Origin of the sequence: Fredinandcohnia onubensis (assembly GCF_002734215.1) — a bacterium.
Taxonomy (GTDB): domain Bacteria; phylum Bacillota; class Bacilli; order Bacillales; family Bacillaceae_L; genus Ferdinandcohnia; species Ferdinandcohnia onubensis.
The window spans coordinates 34,484-54,471 of record NZ_NSEB01000014.1; the positions used below are offsets into that span (position 1 = coordinate 34,484).

At 39.2% G+C, this 19,988-nt stretch carries 18 protein-coding genes and 2 riboswitches; of the genes, 12 read left to right on the top strand and 6 right to left on the bottom strand.

Translation table 11 applies throughout. The features are described 5' to 3' along the window. The first annotated feature begins 473 nt into the window (after positions 1 to 473). A complete protein-coding gene (locus CKK03_RS17540; RefSeq protein WP_099363834.1) occupies positions 474 to 1,760 on the top strand; it encodes an Nramp family divalent metal transporter in 1,287 nt (428 codons plus the stop codon). Positions 1,761 to 1,847: 87 nt separating this feature from the next. On the opposite strand, the gene CKK03_RS17545 is transcribed toward CKK03_RS17540, so the two are convergent. The 5 genes from CKK03_RS17545 to CKK03_RS17565 form a co-directional block, all read right to left on the bottom strand. Continuing rightward, entirely contained in the window at positions 1,848 to 3,047 is a 1,200-nt protein-coding gene (locus CKK03_RS17545) for a phosphoglycerate dehydrogenase (protein ID WP_099363835.1), read from the bottom strand. A gap of 132 nt (positions 3,048 to 3,179) precedes the next feature. Beyond that, a riboswitch (ZMP/ZTP riboswitch) is annotated at positions 3,180 to 3,257 on the bottom strand. A gap of 174 nt (positions 3,258 to 3,431) precedes the next feature. Continuing rightward, positions 3,432 to 4,277 carry a MetQ/NlpA family ABC transporter substrate-binding protein gene (locus tag CKK03_RS17550; RefSeq protein ID WP_099363836.1) on the bottom strand — a complete coding sequence of 282 codons (846 nt, stop codon included), beginning with the start codon at positions 4,275 to 4,277 and terminating at the stop codon, positions 3,432 to 3,434. Positions 4,278 to 4,295: 18 nt separating this feature from the next. After that, a complete protein-coding gene (locus tag CKK03_RS17555) occupies positions 4,296 to 4,946 on the bottom strand; it encodes a methionine ABC transporter permease (protein ID WP_099363837.1) in 651 nt (216 codons plus the stop codon). Next, positions 4,936 to 5,967 (bottom strand): methionine ABC transporter ATP-binding protein, encoded by a 1,032-nt coding sequence (locus tag CKK03_RS17560; RefSeq protein WP_099363838.1) that lies wholly within the window; start codon positions 5,965 to 5,967, stop codon positions 4,936 to 4,938. The genes CKK03_RS17555 and CKK03_RS17560 overlap by 11 nt, the downstream gene beginning before the upstream one ends. A gap of 170 nt (positions 5,968 to 6,137) precedes the next feature. Then, positions 6,138 to 6,235: riboswitch (SAM riboswitch) on the bottom strand. A gap of 128 nt (positions 6,236 to 6,363) precedes the next feature. Beyond that, on the bottom strand, positions 6,364 to 7,074 hold the full coding sequence (locus tag CKK03_RS17565) for an MOSC domain-containing protein (RefSeq protein WP_099363839.1): 711 nt from the start codon (positions 7,072 to 7,074) through the stop codon (positions 6,364 to 6,366). A 172-nt stretch (positions 7,075 to 7,246) separates the two neighbouring features. Between CKK03_RS17565 and CKK03_RS17570 the strand changes: the two genes are divergently transcribed. The 4 genes from CKK03_RS17570 (at position 7,247) to CKK03_RS17585 (ending at position 11,888) form a co-directional block, all read left to right on the top strand. Beyond that, positions 7,247 to 8,224 (top strand): asparaginase, encoded by a 978-nt coding sequence (locus tag CKK03_RS17570; RefSeq protein WP_099363840.1) that lies wholly within the window; start codon positions 7,247 to 7,249, stop codon positions 8,222 to 8,224. Positions 8,225 to 8,545: 321 nt separating this feature from the next. Continuing rightward, positions 8,546 to 9,400, top strand: a complete 855-nt coding sequence (gene proC / locus CKK03_RS17575; protein ID WP_099363841.1) for a pyrroline-5-carboxylate reductase — start codon at positions 8,546 to 8,548, stop codon at positions 9,398 to 9,400. Positions 9,401 to 9,490: 90 nt separating this feature from the next. Next, positions 9,491 to 10,612: a glutamate 5-kinase gene (gene proB / locus CKK03_RS17580; RefSeq protein ID WP_099363842.1), complete on the top strand. Its 1,122-nt coding sequence runs from the start codon at positions 9,491 to 9,493 to the stop codon at positions 10,610 to 10,612. 13 nt (positions 10,613 to 10,625) lie between these two features. After that, a complete protein-coding gene (locus CKK03_RS17585) occupies positions 10,626 to 11,888 on the top strand; it encodes a glutamate-5-semialdehyde dehydrogenase (protein WP_099363843.1) in 1,263 nt (420 codons plus the stop codon). Between the two features lie 62 nt (positions 11,889 to 11,950). On the opposite strand, the gene CKK03_RS17590 is transcribed toward CKK03_RS17585, so the two are convergent. Beyond that, a complete protein-coding gene (locus CKK03_RS17590) occupies positions 11,951 to 12,781 on the bottom strand; it encodes a TetR/AcrR family transcriptional regulator (RefSeq protein WP_099363844.1) in 831 nt (276 codons plus the stop codon). Between the two features lie 98 nt (positions 12,782 to 12,879). Here CKK03_RS17590 and CKK03_RS17595 point away from each other — a divergent pair, with 98 nt between their 5' ends. The 7 genes from CKK03_RS17595 (at position 12,880) to CKK03_RS17630 (ending at position 19,979) form a co-directional block, all read left to right on the top strand. Further along, entirely contained in the window at positions 12,880 to 15,963 is a 3,084-nt protein-coding gene (locus CKK03_RS17595) for an efflux RND transporter permease subunit (RefSeq protein ID WP_099363845.1), read from the top strand. 147 nt (positions 15,964 to 16,110) lie between these two features. Further along, positions 16,111 to 16,878 carry a MerR family transcriptional regulator gene (locus CKK03_RS17600; RefSeq protein WP_099363846.1) on the top strand — a complete coding sequence of 256 codons (768 nt, stop codon included), beginning with the start codon at positions 16,111 to 16,113 and terminating at the stop codon, positions 16,876 to 16,878. Between the two features lie 283 nt (positions 16,879 to 17,161). Beyond that, the gene (locus tag CKK03_RS17610) at positions 17,162 to 17,401 is read left to right on the top strand and encodes a hypothetical protein (RefSeq protein ID WP_099363848.1); all 240 of its coding nucleotides are present in this window, start codon (positions 17,162 to 17,164) and stop codon (positions 17,399 to 17,401) included. 17 nt (positions 17,402 to 17,418) lie between these two features. Next, complete coding sequence (locus tag CKK03_RS17615) at positions 17,419 to 17,607, top strand: hypothetical protein (protein WP_099363849.1); 189 nt, start codon at positions 17,419 to 17,421, stop codon at positions 17,605 to 17,607. Positions 17,608 to 17,730: 123 nt separating this feature from the next. Continuing rightward, on the top strand, positions 17,731 to 18,630 hold the full coding sequence (locus CKK03_RS17620) for a 2OG-Fe(II) oxygenase (RefSeq protein WP_099363850.1): 900 nt from the start codon (positions 17,731 to 17,733) through the stop codon (positions 18,628 to 18,630). Between the two features lie 325 nt (positions 18,631 to 18,955). Then, entirely contained in the window at positions 18,956 to 19,411 is a 456-nt protein-coding gene (locus CKK03_RS17625; RefSeq protein WP_099363890.1) for a flavin reductase family protein, read from the top strand. A gap of 85 nt (positions 19,412 to 19,496) precedes the next feature. Further along, a complete protein-coding gene (locus CKK03_RS17630; protein ID WP_142354036.1) occupies positions 19,497 to 19,979 on the top strand; it encodes a DUF1189 family protein in 483 nt (160 codons plus the stop codon). The last annotated feature ends 9 nt before the right edge of the window (positions 19,980 to 19,988 follow it).

The window sequence follows — 19,988 nt, forward strand, 5'->3', positions numbered from 1 at the left end:
CCGATTATTTTCATCCCAGTCTAAATTTCTATACAATAATAACTAATTAGTTTATATATAAAATTATACCATATTTAGGGAAAAGTAATTTTAGAGAGTGGGACAGTGTACCTGTCCCTGTGCCCCGCGGGTTAATTTGAGCTCGTTTTTTCTTTGTGTAGAAAGTAATAGAAAGATGAAAAAGAAATAGTAAAATAGTAACGAATTTTACGTTTTGTAAAATTACCTGGGGATATTTTTTTACATTACAACCAATGAATTGATAACGCTTACATGTTAAGTTTAACTATATTTAGATTATTGAGAAAATTAATACAAAGTGGGGTGATAGCGTATATAAAAAATTTTCCTTTATTTTAGTGATATTTTATTTAATGCATTGATATTGAGAAAAGTTTTTTGTACATATCGACCTTAACAGAAGTGTTGTGTATTTTGAAACAAAACTAATAAAAAGTGGGGTGTTTGATAATTTGGAAACGAAAGTAGAAAGAACGTATGAACCTTTAGCTAATCCACCATCAACTTTAAAAGGGAAATTATCAGTTATTGGTCCAGGGATTGTTGTTGCTGCAACTGGTGTAGGAGCAGGGGACCTAATTATGGCTTCTATAGCAGGTGTTAATTATGGGTTAATGTTATTGTGGGCAGTATTCGTAGGAGCATTCATTAAATTTATTCTAAGTGAAGGGATAGGAAGATTATATCTAGCGACAGGTACTACATTTCTACAAAGTTGGCATTCGTTAGGGTGGGTTGCTACTTCTTATTTTGGAGGGTATGCCATTTTATTTGGGATTATTTATGGAGTTGCAGCACCCACTGTATGTGGAATGGTTTTAGCCGCATTGTTACCTGGTACGCCTGTCTGGTTAGGAGCGATTGTATCCTCGATCGCTGGATTTATATTAGTTTGGTTTGGTAGATATCAATTATTAGAAAAAGTCATGATGGTATTTGTTGGCATAATGTTTATTACAGTGGTTGGATCGGCAATTATTATTTTGGCTAGTTCGAACGATGTCACGTATCAAGTAATCCCTTCTGTGCCAAAAGGTTCATTTGCGACAATACTCGGATTAATCGGTGGAGTAGGTGGTTCGATTACATTAGCTTGTTATGGGTATTGGTTACAGGCAAAGGGTTGGAGCGGTAAGCGTTGGATGCCAACAATGAGGATAGATAATGGCGTAGCCTATACAGTTACTGGGATTTTTGCAGTTGCAATCATGATTATTGCAGCTGAATTATTATTTGGCACTGGCACGACCATTAATGGAAACCAGGGACTTCTTGGGCTGGCAGATGCTTATGGTGAGAGGTTCGGAAATGTAGCACGTTGGATTCTATTGCTAGGATTCTACGGAGCGGTGTTTACATCGGTTTTAGGGCCATGGCAAGGTATTTCTTATCTTTTTGCTGACTTTGTACGAATAGTACGAAATGGTGGAAAGAAGAATAACAAACTAAATCAACCAATTTCGGAAAAAGATCCAGCTTATCGCGCGTATCTTGTTTGGATGACATTCCCGCCTATGTTACTTTTATTATTTAATGAACCCGTTGCAATTGTTTTTATTTATGGCATTCTTGGATCCATATTTATGCCAGCACTTTCATTAGGCTTATTATATTTATTAAACTCTAAACAAATTGACCCTGTTTATCGTAATGGAAAAGCTTCTAATCTATACTTAGTATTAATTATTTTACTCTTTGTATACCTTGGTGGCAGTGAGCTCATTGATATGCTTTTTTAGCTTCCGTATATGTTAGATTCACACTTTAGGGTTCAAAGTTATTCTTTATTTCACAAAAAAAGCAAGGGGAGCGCCCCTTGCTTCTTTTTATATTACACGTGCTGAAATGATTCCGTTAATTTGCTTGATTCTTTCTAATATGCTAGGAACGATTTCGCCATTTACTTCATTATCAATGTCAATCATCGTATAGGCATATTCACCACGGCTACGGTTTACCATGTCTGCGATATTTAACTCATAATTAGAGATTGCAGATGTGATTTGCCCCACCATGTTTGGTACGTTTTTATGAAAAGCTGTTACGCGTGTTTTTCCTGTATAAGGAAGAGCTGCGTTTGGAAAGTTCACAGAGTTTTTAATGTTTCCAGTTTCTAAGTATTCCTTCGTCTGACGAGCTGCCATAATCGCACAGTTTTCTTCGGATTCATTTGTAGAAGCACCAAGGTGTGGAGTACAAATGGTGTTTTTCATTTTTAACACATTTTCATTAGGGAAGTCTGTCATATACTTTCCAACGATTCCATCTTCAAGTGCCACTGCCATATCGATTTCGTTCACAAGCTCTCCGCGTGAGAAGTTAATGATGTGAACGCCTGGCTTCATAATGCTGAAAGTTTGTTTATTAAACATTTCTTTTGTGTCCTTGGTTAAAGGTACATGAACGGTAATATAGTCTGACTCTGCAAAAAGCTGTTCAAGTGACATGGCACGCTGTACATTACGTGATAAGTTCCAAGCCGTATCAACTGAGATAAATGGGTCAAACCCGATAACATCCATATCTAAATCAAGCGCATCGTTTGCAACAAGTGCACCAATCGCACCTAAACCGATAACTCCAAGAGTTTTACCTTTGATTTCTTTTCCAACGAATTGTTTTTTCCCTTTTTCAACAAGTTGAGGTATTTGCTCACCTTTATCTTCTAATGTCTTTGTCCAAGCAATCCCTGAAAAAACATTACGGGATGTAGCCATTAATGCAGTTAATACCATTTCTTTTACTGCGTTTGCGTTGGCACCAGGTGTATTAAAAACAACAATCCCTTTCTCCGTACATTTTTGGATTGGAATATTGTTAACACCAACACCAGCGCGTGCAATTGCTTTTAAGTTATCGCCAAACTCAAGGTCATGCATATCGAAGCTACGAACAACAATCGCATCTGGGTTCTCACTTTGATCATCAATTACAAAACGGTCATTTTTGAACACCTTTAGTCCGCTTTCAGAAATATTATTTAATGTTTTAACCGTTTTTACCTGATTTTCAATAAGTGTGCTCATCTCGTCTACCTCACTTTTGATTAAGATTTTAACTAAAAAACTATTAATATAAAAATTTATGAATGTCTGGATCTGTTAAAAGGATTGGCTTTTCGCCTCACGATAAACAGAAAGAGGCAAGGGACTTTCCCTTACCTCTGCCCAGGCGAACGGCTCCGACACTATATGCTCCCTCGCGGTAATCCGCGTGCGCCAGTTACATATAGTCCTTTTGATTTGTAAGTATGATACCAAGTTTTTTGATATATTTCAAGTTTTAATTAATTAAAATTTTTTGACGATAAATGTTTCTTAGAAAAAGTGAAAATAACGGGGAGAGGAGTGTGGGGAGAGTGATTCAGGTAAAAAAAGAGGGAAACCTACGTTTCCCTCAGCTACTTGTTATTACCAGCCAATATTTTCTAGTGGAACAAAGGTTGGAATCAGTGCTCCGCCATATTCTTTGTTGATGAATTCAGCTGTATCTTCTTCCTGGAATAGCTCAGCAATGCGTTTATATGTTTCATTATCTTTGTCTTCTTTGTTCACTGCAATAATGTTGAGGTAGTCAATTGCTGTTTCACTTTCATGGAAAATGGAGTCATTAACCGGATTTAAACCAGCATCTCTTGCAAATCCGTTATTGATGATACCCGCATCGACATCAGGCAAAGCTCTTGGGATTTGAGCAGGAGCCGTTGGAATTAATTCGATATTTTTAGGATTTTCAATTACAGCTTCCTCAATTGTTCCGAGACCATCATAATCATCCACTAGTTTGAGCAGTCCAGCCTCTTGTAACAAGAGAAGAGCTCTTCCTTGGTTAGATACATCGTTTGGTAAGGCAATTTTCGCACCATCTTTAATTTCATTTACATCCTTAAGATTGTCAGAGTAAATAGCCATTGGCGCAAGATACGTAGTTGCAATTGGAACTAGGTCTAAATTGTGCTCTACAATAAATTGGTCAAAGTAGGCAACAGTCTGGAATGAATTGGCATCCAATTCGCCATCAGCAAGTGCATTGTTTGGAAGAACATAGTCACTAAATGAGACAAGTTCAATCTCGATTCCTTCTTTGGCTGCTTTTTCAGATACAAAGTCCCAAGTGCGAGTGTCTGTACCAGTGATACCGATTTTAACGTGTTTTGTTTCAGAATCTTTTTCTTTTCCACTTGCGCTATTGTTAGAGCAAGCAGCTGTGAATGCTACTAATACCACTAGTAGAACTGTTAATGCAAATTTTTTCATGTTGTGTTTCCTCCTAAGTTATCTTCTTCGTATTTTTTTAGATAAGGTGTTGCCGAATGATTGTAAGCCTTGAACCATTATAATCAGAATGACAACAGTGATAATCATTGTAATAGTGTCAAAGCGCTGATAGCCATAGTTAATGGCCAGGTCGCCAATTCCTCCGCCACCGACTGTACCAGCCATGGCAGATGCACCAATCAGCCCGATTGTTGCAATGGTGAAGTTTACAACTAATGAACTGAGCGCTTCTGGAAGCAAGAACCGGAAAATCGTTTGGAAGGGAGTAGCCCCCATCGCATTGGCTGCTTCCAGCACACCCTCGTCCACTTCAAGTAGTGAGCTTTCTACTAATCTCGCAATATATGGCCCGGCGTAAAAGACGAGTGGAACAATCGCGGCAGGTGTGCCAATAGATGTTCCGACGATCAATCGGGTAACCGGAATTATCGCGACTAGTAAAATGATGAACGGGACGGAGCGAAAAATATTAATAATTGCATTTACAATGGTAAAAACGGGTCGATTTTCAAGCATCTGTCCTTTACGGGTGACAAAAAGCAGAATTCCTAATGGCAGCCCGAGTACAATTGAAAAGATAAAGGAAAACCCGACCATTTGGATCGTTTCAATGACCGCTTCGATGATCTGATCTGAATTAACTAGCATGGGATGTCACTTCCTTGAAGCTGATTTGTTTGGACTGCAGATACGTTAAGGCGCGTTTTACTTCGGCATCAGGTCCCTGAATTTCTACAATTAGGTTACCAAATGGAATCCCTTGAAGCTCTGTGATACTACCGTAGAGCACGTTGATATCAATATCCAGTTTCTTGGCGAGTTGCGATAAAAACGGCTTGCCTGTTGACTGGCCGATAAAGCTAATGCGAAAAATATTCTGGGAACCTTGATTTTCTTTAATCATGTTTAAGATAGATTCAGGAATTTGATCATGCATTACCGTGCTGACAAAGTTTTGTGCGGTTTGAGTCTTTGGAGCGGAAAAGACATCAAAGACGGTTCCTTCCTCAATAACTTGTCCTGCTTCCATGACAGCTACGCGGTCACAGATTTCTCTAATCACGGACATTTCATGGGTAATCATTAAAATCGTAATATTGTATTCTTGATTGATTTTTTTCAATAGCTGCAAAATCGAGCTGGTTGTCTGAGGATCCAACGCAGAGGTTGCCTCATCGCAAAGCAGAATCGAAGGTTGAGTTGCCAAGGCTCTGGCGATGCCAACCCGCTGCTTTTGCCCACCGGAAAGCTGATCCGGATAGACATCCGCCTTATCGCCTAATCCTACGAATTCAAGTAGTTCTGTAACCCGATTTTTTATTTGCTCTTTTGGAGTCTTACTTAAGATAAGAGGCATTGCGACATTTGCGTAAACTGTTTTTGAGTTTAAAAGGTTAAAGTGTTGGAACACCATTCCAATATTTTTCTTTACCTCACGGATTTTCTTTTCTGGGAGTGTCATTAGGTCATGGCCATCAACAATCACTTTTCCAGAGGTTGGGCGTTCAAGGAAATTCACACAACGGATTAATGAACTTTTGCCGGCACCACTATATCCGACTACTCCGTAGATTTCCCCTTTGTTAATTTTTAAATTGACGTTATTTAAAGCGTGAACTTGTTTGCCGCCGCTGTCATATACCTTAATCAAATCCTGAAACTCTATCACTTTATGATCTCCTTTCGTCTTTCCCTTAAAAAGTTCTTCTTCATGGAGAAGAAGGACATTATTCTCTAAATTAGGATCAATCTCTCATTGGATAAGAAAAATATTATATTATAAAAATATAAAAGCCCTCTTCAGACAGAAGAGGGCAGAAAGTTAATTCCGATATCCTCTTCTTATCTCTCAAGATCACTTGCTGGAATTGGCACGGTACAAATCGTCCGTTGCCGAGGTTTCACAGGGCCAGTCCCTCCGCCTCTCTTGATAAGAAGTATTTTTAATATGTTTTACACTATACATCTGGAATTTGTTATTGTCAATATATTTTATATAATTATATTATTGTTACTTTCAGAAAAGAGTTATTGTATGATAATTTAAACATTATTATGGATAAAGTTATTTATTTGGTCCATAAACACGACTTTCAATTGATTTGGATTCACCTTTTAGTCGTTTAACTAGTGTTTCTTTCCAATTCGCTGCAAGGTAATTGCAGTCTGCAAGTTTCGCAGCTGCCTCCATATCCTCTTTCTTTTCATGCATGACTTCATTGCAACGAGCAATGGTCCATTCAGGGTATGGGCGTTCCACTAACTTGATTTTATCCTGCTCTTTAACAATGCCTTCTTTGACAACGCGGAAATACCATCCGGTTCGTCCGCTATTTTGAATCCGTAATGCAAAATCTAGTACTTTAAAGCGGCGAGCAGGCTTCCAGCACGGCTGACGTGGTTGTGAAACTTGAACCAAAGCCTCTCCAACCTCATAAATATCCCCGATGCAAACATTGGATTCATCGAGCCCCACAATAGAGAAGTTTTCTCCCATTGTTCCAGCCACAATTTGATCATGATTCAATTCACTTTGCCATTTTTCATAATGAGTTGCTGCATAGGCCAGAACGGCTTTTTCAGGTCCGCCGTGATTTTTTAAATCAGCTTGACCATCACCGGTTAAACTCTCTTTACCAAGCATTACCGGATTATGAATGGGTTCTTTAAAAATACCACTTGTCCATTCTTTATCCATAAGCTTTTTCGCATTTGGGTCACCCATAGTTTTGGGTTTGCCAATAAATAATTGGTTTATGTATGGTTGGTTGGCCATTTTCGTTATCACCTCTAGTTTTAGTTTACCACGGTTGAATAGAGGAAATCTGTCCAATTATGGCTGAAGTGATGGTAATTTCTTTTAATTCAAACTATTGAAACAAGCGGTGGCGAGTTATACTATTGAATTAAAAGCTTCTAATGGTTGTTTTAGATTGAGGAGGGTAACCATGGATAAGAAAAAAATCATTATGTTAAGTACAGGTGGGACAATTGCCAGTAAACGAAATCCAGAAACGGGGCTGTTAACAGCTGGTGTGATGTCTGGTGAAGAACTATCTGAAATGTGTGATCTCCCTTCATATATAGATGTTGATGTGATATCTGTCTTTCAGATACCTAGTAATCATATGACGTTTGGTCATTTAATTACTTTGAAGGAAAAGATTGAAGAGGTCTTTGAAAGCCCAGATATAGATGGAGTAGTAGTCACTCATGGGACGGATACATTAGAAGAAACGGCATATTTCTTAGATTTAGTTATTGCTGATGAAAGGCCAGTTGTGATTACTGGTTCACAGCGGGGACCTCAAGTGAATGGAACGGATGCCTTTGTTAACTTGCGCCAATCCATTCTATTAGCTGCATATCCAGAATGTAGGGGGCTTGGAACGGTTGCTTTATTTAATGAGAGGATTTTTTCTGGGCGATACATCAAGAAAAAACATGCTTCAAACGTAGATGGATTTACGTCTTTTGGCTTCGGTTACCTAGGAATTGTGGATCAAGATACAATATTTATCTACCAAAAACCAGTAAAACGAGAAACATATACTTTGAAAACCTCATTACCTACTGTTGAGCTTGTAAAAACCTCACTTGGTTCAGATGGTAAGTTTATAGATTGTGCCGCTGATCATGGGGCTAAAGGAATAATTGTAGAAGCCCCTGGTAGAGGTCATGCACCACCATATATCCTCGATAGTGTTAAAAGAGCGGTTGAAAAAGGAATATATGTACTTCTTACAACAAGTGCAGAGGAAGGGGAAGTAAAGACAGTTTATGACTTCCCAGGAAGTGCTTGGTCCTTACAAAATGCGGGAGTCCTATTAGCTAGTGATTATGACAGCAAGAAGGCAAGAATTAAATTAGCGGTTCTGATAGCTGCGGGCATTAAAAATATTAATGAAGGTCATTTTCATCATTAAATTCTAGGAAAAGGATAGGTTCATTTGTTATTTGCAAACTATGCAAAGACGGTGGACCTGTCCTTTTTGTCGGTTTTAGTAGTAGTTTGTAACATTTTGGGACGAGGGACCTGTCCCCTTGTCCCACTAACTGGCAAATTATTGGCTCAGGCATGTTTTGAGCGGATAAAAGGTGGTTTGATGTGATTAGCTCGTTTTGGTAGCGTTTACACTCGCTAATTGAATCATATGCATATGACTTTCCGAGATACCCTTGATAATGGTTTTAAAGATGTTACGATAAATACGTTGTTAAAATATTTACCACAAGGGAGACATTTGATGTTACATGAAAAAACAATCGCTTTTATAGGGGCAGGATCAATGGCAGAGGCAATGATTTCAGGTATTGTTGCAGCTGGAAAAGTCCCTTCGAATCAGATTTTTGTTACCAACCGTTCGAATACAGTACGACTACAACAGCTTGAAGAAAATTATAAAATAAAAGGTTTAACAAGCCAACATCTAAACCTACGAAATATCGATATGATCGTCCTCGCAATGAAGCCTAAGGATGCAGAAATTGCATTACAGTCCATCAAAGATTCACTTCAACCGAACCAACTCGTTTTATCCGTTCTAGCGGGTATTACCACAACCTACATGGAGCAGCATTTACCAGCGGGGCAACAGGTGATTCGGGTGATGCCGAATACATCTAGCATGATTGGAGAGTCTGCAACAGCAATTTCAGCTGGTTCCACGACTACTACTGAAAATATGTTACTAGCAAAAGACCTACTCGAATCAATTGGAGAAGTTTACGAAATTCCAGAGGACCAAATGGATGTGTTTACAGGAGTAGCGGGTAGTGGACCTGCTTATATTTATTATCTAATGGAACATATGGAAGCAACAGTGAGAAAAGCAGGATTACAGGAAAATGTGACAAGAGATATTATTGCTCAAACGATTGTCGGGGCAGCAAAAATGATTCAGCAACAGAATGAGACACCGACCACATTACGAGAAAATGTGACTTCCCCAAATGGAACCACAGCTGCGGGTTTAGCAGCCTTAGATAAAAACGGTGGCGGTAAGGCGATCTCACAAGCTATTAAACATGCAGCAAAGCGTTCCCAAGAAATCAGTTCACAGCTTGAAGGCGCTACTGAGAAAAAAGTTCAAGCTGTTTAACATAAGCATATAACCCTTTTACGGGCGATAAGCGCTTGTAAAAGTATTATCGTCCGGCAATCAAAAACAAAACAGATAAGGATTGATCGGATGTCCATAGAAAAAAGAGTTGTTATTAAGGTCGGAAGTAGCTCGTTAACGAGTCGTCACGGAGAAATTAGTAAGATAAAACTAGAAAAACTGACGAATGAAATTGCCGAGCTGAAGGATGCGGGGCACGAGGTTGTCCTTGTATCATCAGGGGCGGTCGCTGCTGGATATAGAAAGCTTGGTTGTCTTAAACGCCCAGATTCATTACCGGAAAAACAAGCAGCTGCATCGATTGGTCAAGGATTATTAATGGAATCGTATTCCCACCTCTTTTTATCGCACGGCTATGTGGCTTCGCAAATCTTAATTTTAAGAAGCGACTTTTTGGATGAATCACGTTATCAAAACGTTCGTAACACGTTGAATGTTTTATTAGAACGGGGGATTATTCCAATCGTTAATGAAAATGACACGCTTTCGACAGAGCGTTTGAACTTTGGTGATAATGATACATTGGCGGCTAAAGTTGCTGGATTAGTGGATGCCGACCAACTGGTCATTTTATCTGATATAGATGGTTTATATGATAAAAACCCGACCGCACATGAGGATGCTAAGCTAATTGAGCGAGTGTCTGAAATTACGGATGAAATCGAGAATGCTGCGGGTGGTTCTGGAAGTGCTGTTGGTACAGGTGGCATGAAGTCTAAAATTGAAGCCGTGAAGATTGCAATGGCTTCTGGGATTTCCACCTTTTTAGGAAATGCGAATAAAGAAAATATCATCGTGGATGCCGTGGAAGAAAAGGCGACGGGTACGTATTTTGATTGTAAAAAATCTGTGACAATACTTAATCAAAAGAAAAAGTGGATCGCTTTTCACTCAGGGTCTAAGGGAGAAATAATCATAAATGCGGATGCAACAGAGAGAATTGTAAAGAACAGAAAGAGCCTACGGCTAAAGGAAGTTCTTCAGGTCGAAGGTAGGTTTGAAAAAGGTGCTGTTGTTCGTGTAGTGGGATCGGATGAAGAAGAAATAGCCAGAGGTTTGGTGAAAATCTCTTCAGAGGATTTAGGACGGATGCTACAGTCTCAAAGAGATCAAGTAATCGATTCCACTGTCATTATGGAAATAGGAGATTTTGTTTGTCATATTGATGCACCAATCACGATTGGGGTTTAAGAGGAGGAATTAGGTGACTTTAGTAAAAGAAAATGTAGATATTAGAAATCAAGCACGTGAAGCAAAAAAAGCGGCTAAACAAGTGGGTATTCTTTCAACTGACGATAAAAATAGGGCATTATATATATTAGCTGAACATTTGGAAGCAAGCTTTGAAACCATTTTAGATGCAAATAAGGTTGATTTACAAAAAGGGAAAGACGCCGGATATACGCCAGCATTCATGGATCGGCTAACCCTTTCAAAGGAACGTATTTTTGATTTTGCAGAGGGACTTCGCCAAGTTGCTGCTTTGGAGGACCCGACAGACCAAGTCATCTCAGATTGGACATTAGAAAACGGCCTACAGGTGAAAAAAGTAACCGTACCTTTGGGTGTTATTGGAATGATTTATGAGGCACGACCAAATGTAACGGTTGATGCAACTGGGCTCGCGTTGAAATCAGGAAACGCGATTATTTTAAAAGGTGGCTCATCAGCGATTCACACAAATAAGGCAATCGTTGAGGTGATTCAATATGCGCTAGAGCATACGATGATACCAAGGGAAGCGGTTCAGTTTATTGCAAGTACGGATCGAGAAGCTACAGGACAACTTTTTACGATGAAGGAATATATTGATGTGCTTATTCCACGCGGCGGGGCCTCTTTGATTCAAACGGTTGTTAAACAAGCGACAGTTCCTGTACTTGAAACAGGTGTTGGAAACTGCCATGTCTATATTGATGCTGAAGCTGATGTCAATAAGGCATTGCCTATCCTCGTGAATGCAAAAACGGATCGACCGGCTGTTTGTAATGCTGCGGAAACAGTCCTTATCCATAAGGATTGGTTGCTGAAACATAAGGATGCACTTGTGAAAACATTACAGGAACATTCAATTACAGTGCATGGGGATGAAGAGGCATTATCAATTATCCCAAACGCTATCCCGGCAGGTGAAGAGGATTGGGCAAATGAATACTTAAGTTTGCATATTGCGATGAAGATTGTTGATGATGTGCACGAAGCAATTGACCATATTGAACAGTACGGGACAAAACACTCAGAAGCGATTATTACAGAAAATCAAGAAGTAGCAGATGTGTTCATGAAACTTGTCGATGCATCTTCTCTTTATCATAATGCTTCAACTCGATTTACAGATGGTGGAGCCTTAGGGTTTGGAGCGGAGATTGGTATTTCAACACAAAAGCTTCATGCACGTGGACCAATGGGACTACCAGCATTAACTACAGTAAAGTTCTTAATGACCGGAAATGGCCAAATAAGATAATAGAAACGAAACACGACAGAATGCTCAGCATCCTGTCGTGTTTTTTGATGTAAGCGACAAATTCATTGTTCCTCAAAATGAGTACTTAGTAAATGAGTGATCCATTTACAATGTGGATGGTTCCGGATGTTTTCCAAGAGTCCGTTAATAATCGCAGGGCTATATGTTCGTTCATCCACCTGTTCTTTTAATAGCAGCAGGGATTCCTTTTCAATGGAATCCTCCATTTCTTTTACTTTCTCCTCAATTAACGAAATCATTTGTTCCTTGGTAACCTCACCCTGAGTGGATGATGATTCCATAAGCTCTTTTTTTAGAAAAGGAAGGGTTATGCCATGAGCTAATAAATCTGTTTTTTCCACTAGGGACTGACAAAGGAGGTCAATATCCAATGGAACAAGCTGATACAAAAAAAGCTCCGAATACATTCTCATAAAACCTTTTATACAATAGAGTAAGTCGTATTTTATATGCTCCGCTTTTTCTCCATAAATGCGGTCAATCATCATGAGGATCACTGTATTACCTAGTTTGTCATAATAATGCATTTTAAGAATTAATTTTTCGTTAAGAGACTGAGTATACTCTTTCATTAAGATATTCGCAAAATGTGAGTGTTCTTTAAATGACTGGAAACTTACATAATAATATTCAAACAGAAGATTTTCTGTATTCTTTTTATTTCTGACTAAGTGGTCAATATCAGAAAAAATTTGCTCCATAAACTGGTCGATTAGGGCGATGATTAATTCATCCTTTGACTTAAAGGAGAGGTAGAAAGCTCCCTTTGAAATCCCACACTGATCAGTTATTTGTTGTACGGATGTTGCCTCAAAACCTTGCTTTGCGAAAAGCTCTAGCGCCTTTTCCATTATAAGTTGTTTTTTCACCATTTCGTGGTTCTCTCCCGTTTTCTTTCATTGACAAATGACTGATTGGTCATTATTATAAATAAATGGGTTTAATAAGTCAATCTAGGGTAGGTGTAAGTGTGAGAGGTATAGCCAACTTTGTATTAAAAAACAAACTAGCAGTTTGGTTATTAACAATTATTATAACGGTTTCTGGGATTTATTCAGGTACACAAATGAAGACAGAAACGATTCCTGATATATCCATTCCTTTCCTAATGGTTATGGATGTATATCCTGGTGCAACTCCTGAACAGGTGATGGAAGATGTCTCGATGCCAATTGAAAAAGCAGTCGAGGGACTGGATGGGGTTAAATCGGTTTATTCCAATTCCTATTCGAACATGGCTAATATTCAAGTTGAATATGAGTATGGCGAGGATATGGACGAGGCAAAGCGTGCCCTACAATCTGCGTTAGACGCAGTTACATTGCCAGAAGCTGCACAAGAGCCTGTTATTACGGCAATTAGCATGAATATGATGCCGGTTGTGGCATTAAGTGTAAGTAGTACAACAGAAGATATTGTGGAATTAACTTCAACAGTTGAAGACGTTATACTTCCAAAGATTGAAAAGCTTGATGGGGTTGGTTCTGCAACGATCACAGGTCAGCATATTGAGGAAGTACAACTTACTTATAACACTAAAAAAATGGCTGAGCTTGACTTAACAGAGGATACAGTCAAACAGATGATCCAAGCAAGTGATATGTCAGTATCACTAGGACTTTTTGAATTTAAAGAAGGTGAACAGGCTGTTGCGATTGACGGAAAGTTCATGACAGCAGATGAGTTAAAGGAAATGTTAATTCCTGTTACACCTACTGAAAATAATCCACAGCCATTCGTGAAGCTTGGTGATATTGCTACAATTGAAGAAGTAGGACGCGTTCAATCCGTATCTCGTACGAACGGAAAAGACGCTATTGCCATTCAAATTGTTAAAGAGCAACAAGCAAACACAGTGGATGTGGTAAACGAAGTAAAGGATCTTATTGATGACGAGCAGGAAAGAGTTGAAGGGCTCGTTATTGATGTTTCACTAGACCAAGGAGAGCCAATTGAAAAATCTGTTGCAACAATGGTAGAAAAAGCACTATTTGGTGGCTTAATCGCGGTCTTAATTATCCTTCTTTTCCTTCGTAATTTTAGATCAACAATTATCTCAATTGTTTCGATTCCAGTTTCCATTTTTATGGCATTATTGCTACTGAAGTGGATGGATATTACGTTAAACTTAATGACATTAGGAGCAGTTACAGTTGCAATTGGACGTGTAATTGATGACTCTATTGTCGTTGTTGAAAATATTTATCGAAGACTACATTTAAAAGAAGAAAAGCTAAATGGTCGTGCCTTAATTCGTGAAGCAACGCTTGAAATGTTCAAGCCGATCCTCTCCTCCACATTAGTTACGGTTGCGGTATTTGCACCGTTAATTTTTGTAGGTGGCATGGTTGGAGAATTGTTCATGCCGTTCGCATTAACAATGACTTTTGCTTTAGGGGCTTCTTTACTAGTTGCGATTACAATCGTTCCAGCTTTATCACATACGTTATTTAAGAAACAGCTCTATGTGGAAAAAACAGAGTCAAAGCATAAAGAAGTAGGTAAACTTGCAAACTGGTATAAAGGTATTTTAAATTGGTCGCTAAATCACAAAATTATTGTGTCAGTACTGTCCGTATTATTATTAGTCGGTAGCTTAGCATTAACACCGCTTATTGGTTTTAGTTTTATGGGTAGTGAAGAAGAAAAGGTAATGTATCTAACTTACACACCAGGTACTGGTGAGTTAAAGGATGAAACCTTAGATAATGTTGCAGCAGTTGAAGAAGAGCTATTAAAACGAGAAGATATTGATATTCTTCAGGTTTCTGTTACGGAAAGCGGCGACCCAATGGCAGCGATGATGGGAGGCGGCGGTGACGGTGCGCTCATGTACCTCATTTTTGATCCAGAAATGGATAACTTCCCAGAAGTCCGCGAAGAAGTCGAAGAGTATGTGTTTAATATTGGCCAATCAGGTGAGTGGAAGAGCCAGAATTTCTCTTCTATGTCAATGAGCACAAACGAAGTAAGTTATACATTATACAGTGAAGATTTAGATAAGCTTTATGATGCGGTTGATATGGTTGAAGGCGTCATGAAAGATGCAGACGGCTTAGAGGATGTATCGTCAAGTGCTGAGGATGCATATGTAGAATACACATTCAATGTTGAGCAGGATGAATTATTACAATATGGACTTACAACTGGTCAAATTGTGATGATGCTAAATCCAGACCGCTCACAAGAAGTTATCACTACTGTTGAAAAAGACGGAAATACATTAGAGGTTGTTGTCCAGCAGGAAGAAGTAGCTACACCTGAGTCAATAGACGATCTTCTTGCAACACAAGTACCTACAGCAATGGGTACAGCTTTGCCTCTATCTGATTTAGTAACGGTTAAAGAAGGTACAGCCTTAAATACACTTGCTCGTAGTAAAGGTGAGTACTATGCTTCCGTTTCAGGAACTATTATTGGCGATGATATTTCAAAAGTAACAGCTAAAGTTGGAGAAGAAGTTGATGAGCTAGACCTTCCAAAAGGCGTAACACTTGATATTGCTGGTGTTCAAGCAGACATGGTTGAAACATTTACTCAACTAGGTCTTGCAATGCTCGCAGCGATTGCCATTGTGTACTTCATCCTTGTTGTAACATTTGGTGAAGGAGTTGCACCATTCGCAATTCTATTCTCCCTTCCATTTGCAATTATTGGTTCGTTTGTTGGATTATTGATAGCAGACGAAACCATTTCGGTATCGGTTATGATGGGTCTGTTGATGTTGATCGGTATAGTGGTTACAAACGCCATCGTTCTAGTAGACCGAATCATTCATATGGAACGTGATGGATTAACAATGCGTGAAGCTGTTCTTGAAGCTGGTGCAACACGTTTACGTCCAATCTTAATGACGGCAATTGCCACAATGGGTGCGTTAATTCCGTTATTATTTGGCGAAGGTGGCGGAGGTTTAATTTCGAAAGGGCTTGGTATTACCGTTATCGGTGGACTCGCTAGTTCGACTCTATTAACACTTTTAGTCGTGCCAATCGTCTATGAAATTTTGTCTAAAATCTTTAAGAAAGACCGTAAAAACATTCAAGAAAACTAATTCTTTTGGCCCTACAAGGTTAAACATATCTTGTGGGGCTTTTTGTTTTGAAAGTCATTTTGTGTTCGGTTAAAAAGTTTTTTTTGAATATGTGTTGACCTTGACGTTGCGTAAAGGTGTAAATTGAAATTATCAGGGGGTGATGAGGTGGAGTATACGGTCCAAAAGCTAGCGAAACTAGCAGGAGTAAGCACAAGAACTTTAAGGTACTACGATGAAATTGAGATTCTTAAGCCGGCAAGAATCAATTCATCGGGCTACCGAATTTATGGAAAAAATGAAGTCAATCGTCTTCAACAAATTCTTTTTTACCGTGAACTCGGGGTCAATCTAACAGATATCAAACAAATTATGACCAATCCTGCCTTTGATGAATCCAAAGCACTCAAAGAACATCGAGAGCAGCTCCTTGATAAACGAAAACAAATCGATCTACTCATTGCCAATGTCGATAAAACCATTGCGCAAAAAGAAGGGAGAGGTATTATGTCTGATCAAGAAAAATTTGAAGGCTTTAAAAAGAAAGCCCTCGAAGAAAATGAGAAAAAATATGGAAACGAAATCCGTGAAAAATATGGCGATGAAACAGTTAAACAATCAAACGAGAAATTCATGAATATGTCTAAAGAGGACCATGAGGCGGTGACCCGTCTTTCTGAGGAATTAATGGAGACCTTAAGTGATGCGATGAAGACTGGCGATCCAGCTGGAGAACTCGGCCAGAAAGCGGCTGAACTGCATAAGCAGTGGATCAAGTATTTTTGGCCACAATATAGCAAAGAAGCGCATGCGGGCTTGGCACAAATGTATGTCGATGACGAGAGATTCACAGCTTATTATGACAAGCAACAGCCAGGAACTGCAGAATTCTTGAGAGATGCGATATTTGTGTACACAGGGCAAAAGACTGAATAAGGTGACTGAGTATTTTAGGGGCGAGACCATTGGATCTTGCCCTTTTTTTGTTCTGGGCGAGGATTAGTTCAGTTCGTACGTGGTCGCAGAAGAATTCGATTAGGAGTTTTCTGAATGTAGTGTTGTACTTGGACAGAGATGTGGGGATTAACAGTGTTGTATTCGAACAAAACAATAATTGCGACAAAGGAGTGGGAAAGCAGTGGAGGAGAGTCAGAATGCAGTGTTGATTGCGACTAAGGGAGTGAGAAATCAGTAGAGGAGAGTCAGAATAGAGTGGTGATTGGGACAGAGGGAGTGGGGAATCAGTAGAGGAGAGTCAGAAAAGAGTGCTGATTGCGACAAAGGGAGTGGGAAATCAGCAGAGGGGAGTCGGAATGCAGTGCTGATTGCGACAAAGGGAGTAGAAATCAGCGGAGGAGAGTCAGAATGCAGTGCTGATTGCGACAAAGGGAGTGGGAAATCAGTAGAGGAGAGTCAGAATGCAGTGCTGATTGCGACAAAGGGAGTGGGAAATCAGTAGAGGAGGGTCAGAATGCAGTGCTGATTGCGACAAAGAGAGTGGTAAATCAGCAGAGGAGAGTCAGAAAAGAGTGCTGTTTGCGACAGAGAGAGTGGGAGATCAGTAGAGGAGAGTCAGAAAAGAGTGCTGATTGGTACAAAGAGAGTGGGAGATCAGCACAAGTGAGTCAAAATGCAGTGCTGATTGCGACAAAACTTTGGAAATAAAGTAATTACTACCACAATTTTACTTATTTATATTACAATAGAATGTAAGGGATTACACGAGGTGAAGGGGACAGGAATGCTTGTCCCAATCGCTCAATCTAGGGCTATAAAGGAGAGGTAGAAATGGAGAAAGTGAATAAAATTCCAGGTGCACTCATGGATTGGATTATTAAAACGTTAAACAGTGGCGTTAACCCTGAAGCGATTGTCGATGCAATGATTCGAAAAGGCTATGACCCTAAATTATCATATACCACTCTGTTTCGAATCGTTGGAAATAAACCAATAAACACACCAGGTGTGCATGCTCCATATGAATATGAACAGCCCGAAATTGCGAAAAAGGGAAGTGTTTTACACACAAGTGACCGTGAAATTAAGGTCCTCTCAAAAGTAGAAAAGCCTTTTATTTTACATTTAGATAACTTCCTAAGTTATGAGGAATGTGACCAGTTGATTGAAATATCACGAAGCCGCCTTAAGCCTTCAACTGTCATTGACCCGAAGACTGGTGAAGAAAAAGCAGCTACTGGTCGAACTAGCAAAGGTATGTATTTTTATCTGCGAGAAAATGAGTTTATTAAGAAAGTAGAAAATAGAATTGCGGAATTAACGGAGTTTCCGATTGAAAATGGAGAAGGGCTCCAGGTATTGAATTATGAAATTGGTGAGGAATACAAAAGTCATTTTGACTATTTTCCACCAAGTAAGGTAGACCCTGATAAAGGTGGTCAGCGGGTGGGAACATTCCTCATCTATTTAAACGATGTACCTGCAGGGGGAGAGACTGTTTTTCCTAAAGCAGGCGTTTCGATTGTTCCGAAGAAAGGATCTGCTGTCTATTTTCAGTACGGAAATAGTAAGGGCGAGGTAGACCGGATGTCCCTTCATTCGAGTATTCCTGTATCTGAAGGTGAAAAATGGGTTGCGACGAAATGGATTCGCCAAGGGAATATCTACCCCGCATTAACGGGCAATAAACCTCTCTTTGCTCAAAACTTAAGTGAGCACGAAGAAATTTAGGTGTGGGGATAACTGCCCGTAAAAGCCCGATCATTGAACAAAGACTAAGAGCGCCACGTCCTGTGGCAACGTCTTTGTGACACACATCCTATGTGCCTCAACTAACAATCAGTGGAGGATGAAGTAAACCACCACTGATTGAAGTTTCACTTTATAGGCACTAAACGAAATGCATTCAATTAGAATTGTCACTGTAATCATGATATAGTTAAACTAATAAAATTAAGTAAGCTGAAATTAAGATTTTGAAAATACTAAAGTCAAGTGTGTCAGTGCATAGAAAGGTGTGTGAACTTTGGATAAAGTACAAACTTTTAAAGACGTCATGGGGAATTATCCGACGGGTGTAACGGTTGTAACGACGACTGATGAAAATGGAGTACCACTTGGTCTCACAGTAAACTCATTTGCCTCTGTTTCATTAGATCCAACATTGATTTTATGGTCAATTGATAAGCGAGTGTCCACTTACGATATTTTTACAAATGCCGATAAATTTGCGGTTCACGTATTAGCTGGGGACCAAGGGGATATTTGTGCTCTTTTTGCAAGCAAGGGAACAGATCGATTTGGTAATTGTGAATGGGAAATGTCTGATAACAATCTTCCAATCCTTAAGGGAACTGCGGGAGTATTACATTGTAAAACCCATAAGACGATTGAAGCGGGTGACCATACAATTCTAATCGGTGAAGTGGTAGAGATTGAAAATTATAGTAAGCCACCACTTCTTTATCACAACCGTAAATTCGGCAATATTCCTGATGAATTTTATAAATAATCATTTGGGTACCTTTCCTTATTTGGAAAGGTATCTTTAAGTTAAAACAACTCTTAAATGAAGCGAGTGGCTTTATGTGAAACTCATGTCAACATTTATGGATAGTTTGCGTTTGCCGAATAAGGCAGCAATGAAGCGACTGAATAGGTTGGAAATGAGGAATACGATCCTTTTCCTTCTTTTATTATTGTTTATTGTCGCACTTCCTATTGAAATTAACTTACTTTTGGACGACTCCTATAAGGACAGCGGTATTCCTCAAAATATTTATATCATTCAAGTCCTCCTTTTTTACCCATTTTTAATGCTATTTTTAGGAATCGCAGGGATTTCCGCTTTAGCAGGAGCGGGTGTAGGAGTCAGTAAGGTTACACATCGCCATTTAAAATTTCAATTTCTGTGGAAGATGTGTGCGTTTGCGTTAACAAAACCAATTATCATTTTTGCGGTTGCCAATATCCTGATTGGTACCCATTGGATTGTGAATACCATTATATTTATTTTGTTATTTTACACGATTCTACGGATGATTTTTCATTATCCGAGTCGAGTGAAGAAACATACGTAAAAAGAATCG

What these genes read in the sequence shown, in the direction of transcription:
- CKK03_RS17545 (WP_099363835.1), bottom strand. Translation starts at nt 3,047, where the DNA reads ATGAGCACACTTATTGAAAATCAGGTAAAAACGGTTAAAACATTAAAT.
- CKK03_RS17550 (WP_099363836.1), bottom strand. Translation starts at nt 4,277, where the DNA reads ATGAAAAAATTTGCATTAACAGTTCTACTAGTGGTATTAGTAGCATTC.
- CKK03_RS17555 (WP_099363837.1), bottom strand. Translation starts at nt 4,946, where the DNA reads ATGCTAGTTAATTCAGATCAGATCATCGAAGCGGTCATTGAAACGATC.
- CKK03_RS17565 (WP_099363839.1), bottom strand. Translation starts at nt 7,074, where the DNA reads ATGGCCAACCAACCATACATAAACCAATTATTTATTGGCAAACCCAAA.
- CKK03_RS17570 (WP_099363840.1), top strand. Translation starts at nt 7,247, where the DNA reads ATGGATAAGAAAAAAATCATTATGTTAAGTACAGGTGGGACAATTGCC.
- proC (WP_099363841.1), top strand. Translation starts at nt 8,546, where the DNA reads ATGTTACATGAAAAAACAATCGCTTTTATAGGGGCAGGATCAATGGCA.
- proB (WP_099363842.1), top strand. Translation starts at nt 9,491, where the DNA reads ATGTCCATAGAAAAAAGAGTTGTTATTAAGGTCGGAAGTAGCTCGTTA.
- CKK03_RS17590 (WP_099363844.1), bottom strand. Translation starts at nt 12,781, where the DNA reads ATGGTGAAAAAACAACTTATAATGGAAAAGGCGCTAGAGCTTTTCGCA.
- CKK03_RS17620 (WP_099363850.1), top strand. Translation starts at nt 17,731, where the DNA reads ATGGAGAAAGTGAATAAAATTCCAGGTGCACTCATGGATTGGATTATT.
- CKK03_RS17625 (WP_099363890.1), top strand. Translation starts at nt 18,956, where the DNA reads ATGGGGAATTATCCGACGGGTGTAACGGTTGTAACGACGACTGATGAA.
- CKK03_RS17630 (WP_142354036.1), top strand. Translation starts at nt 19,497, where the DNA reads ATGTCAACATTTATGGATAGTTTGCGTTTGCCGAATAAGGCAGCAATG.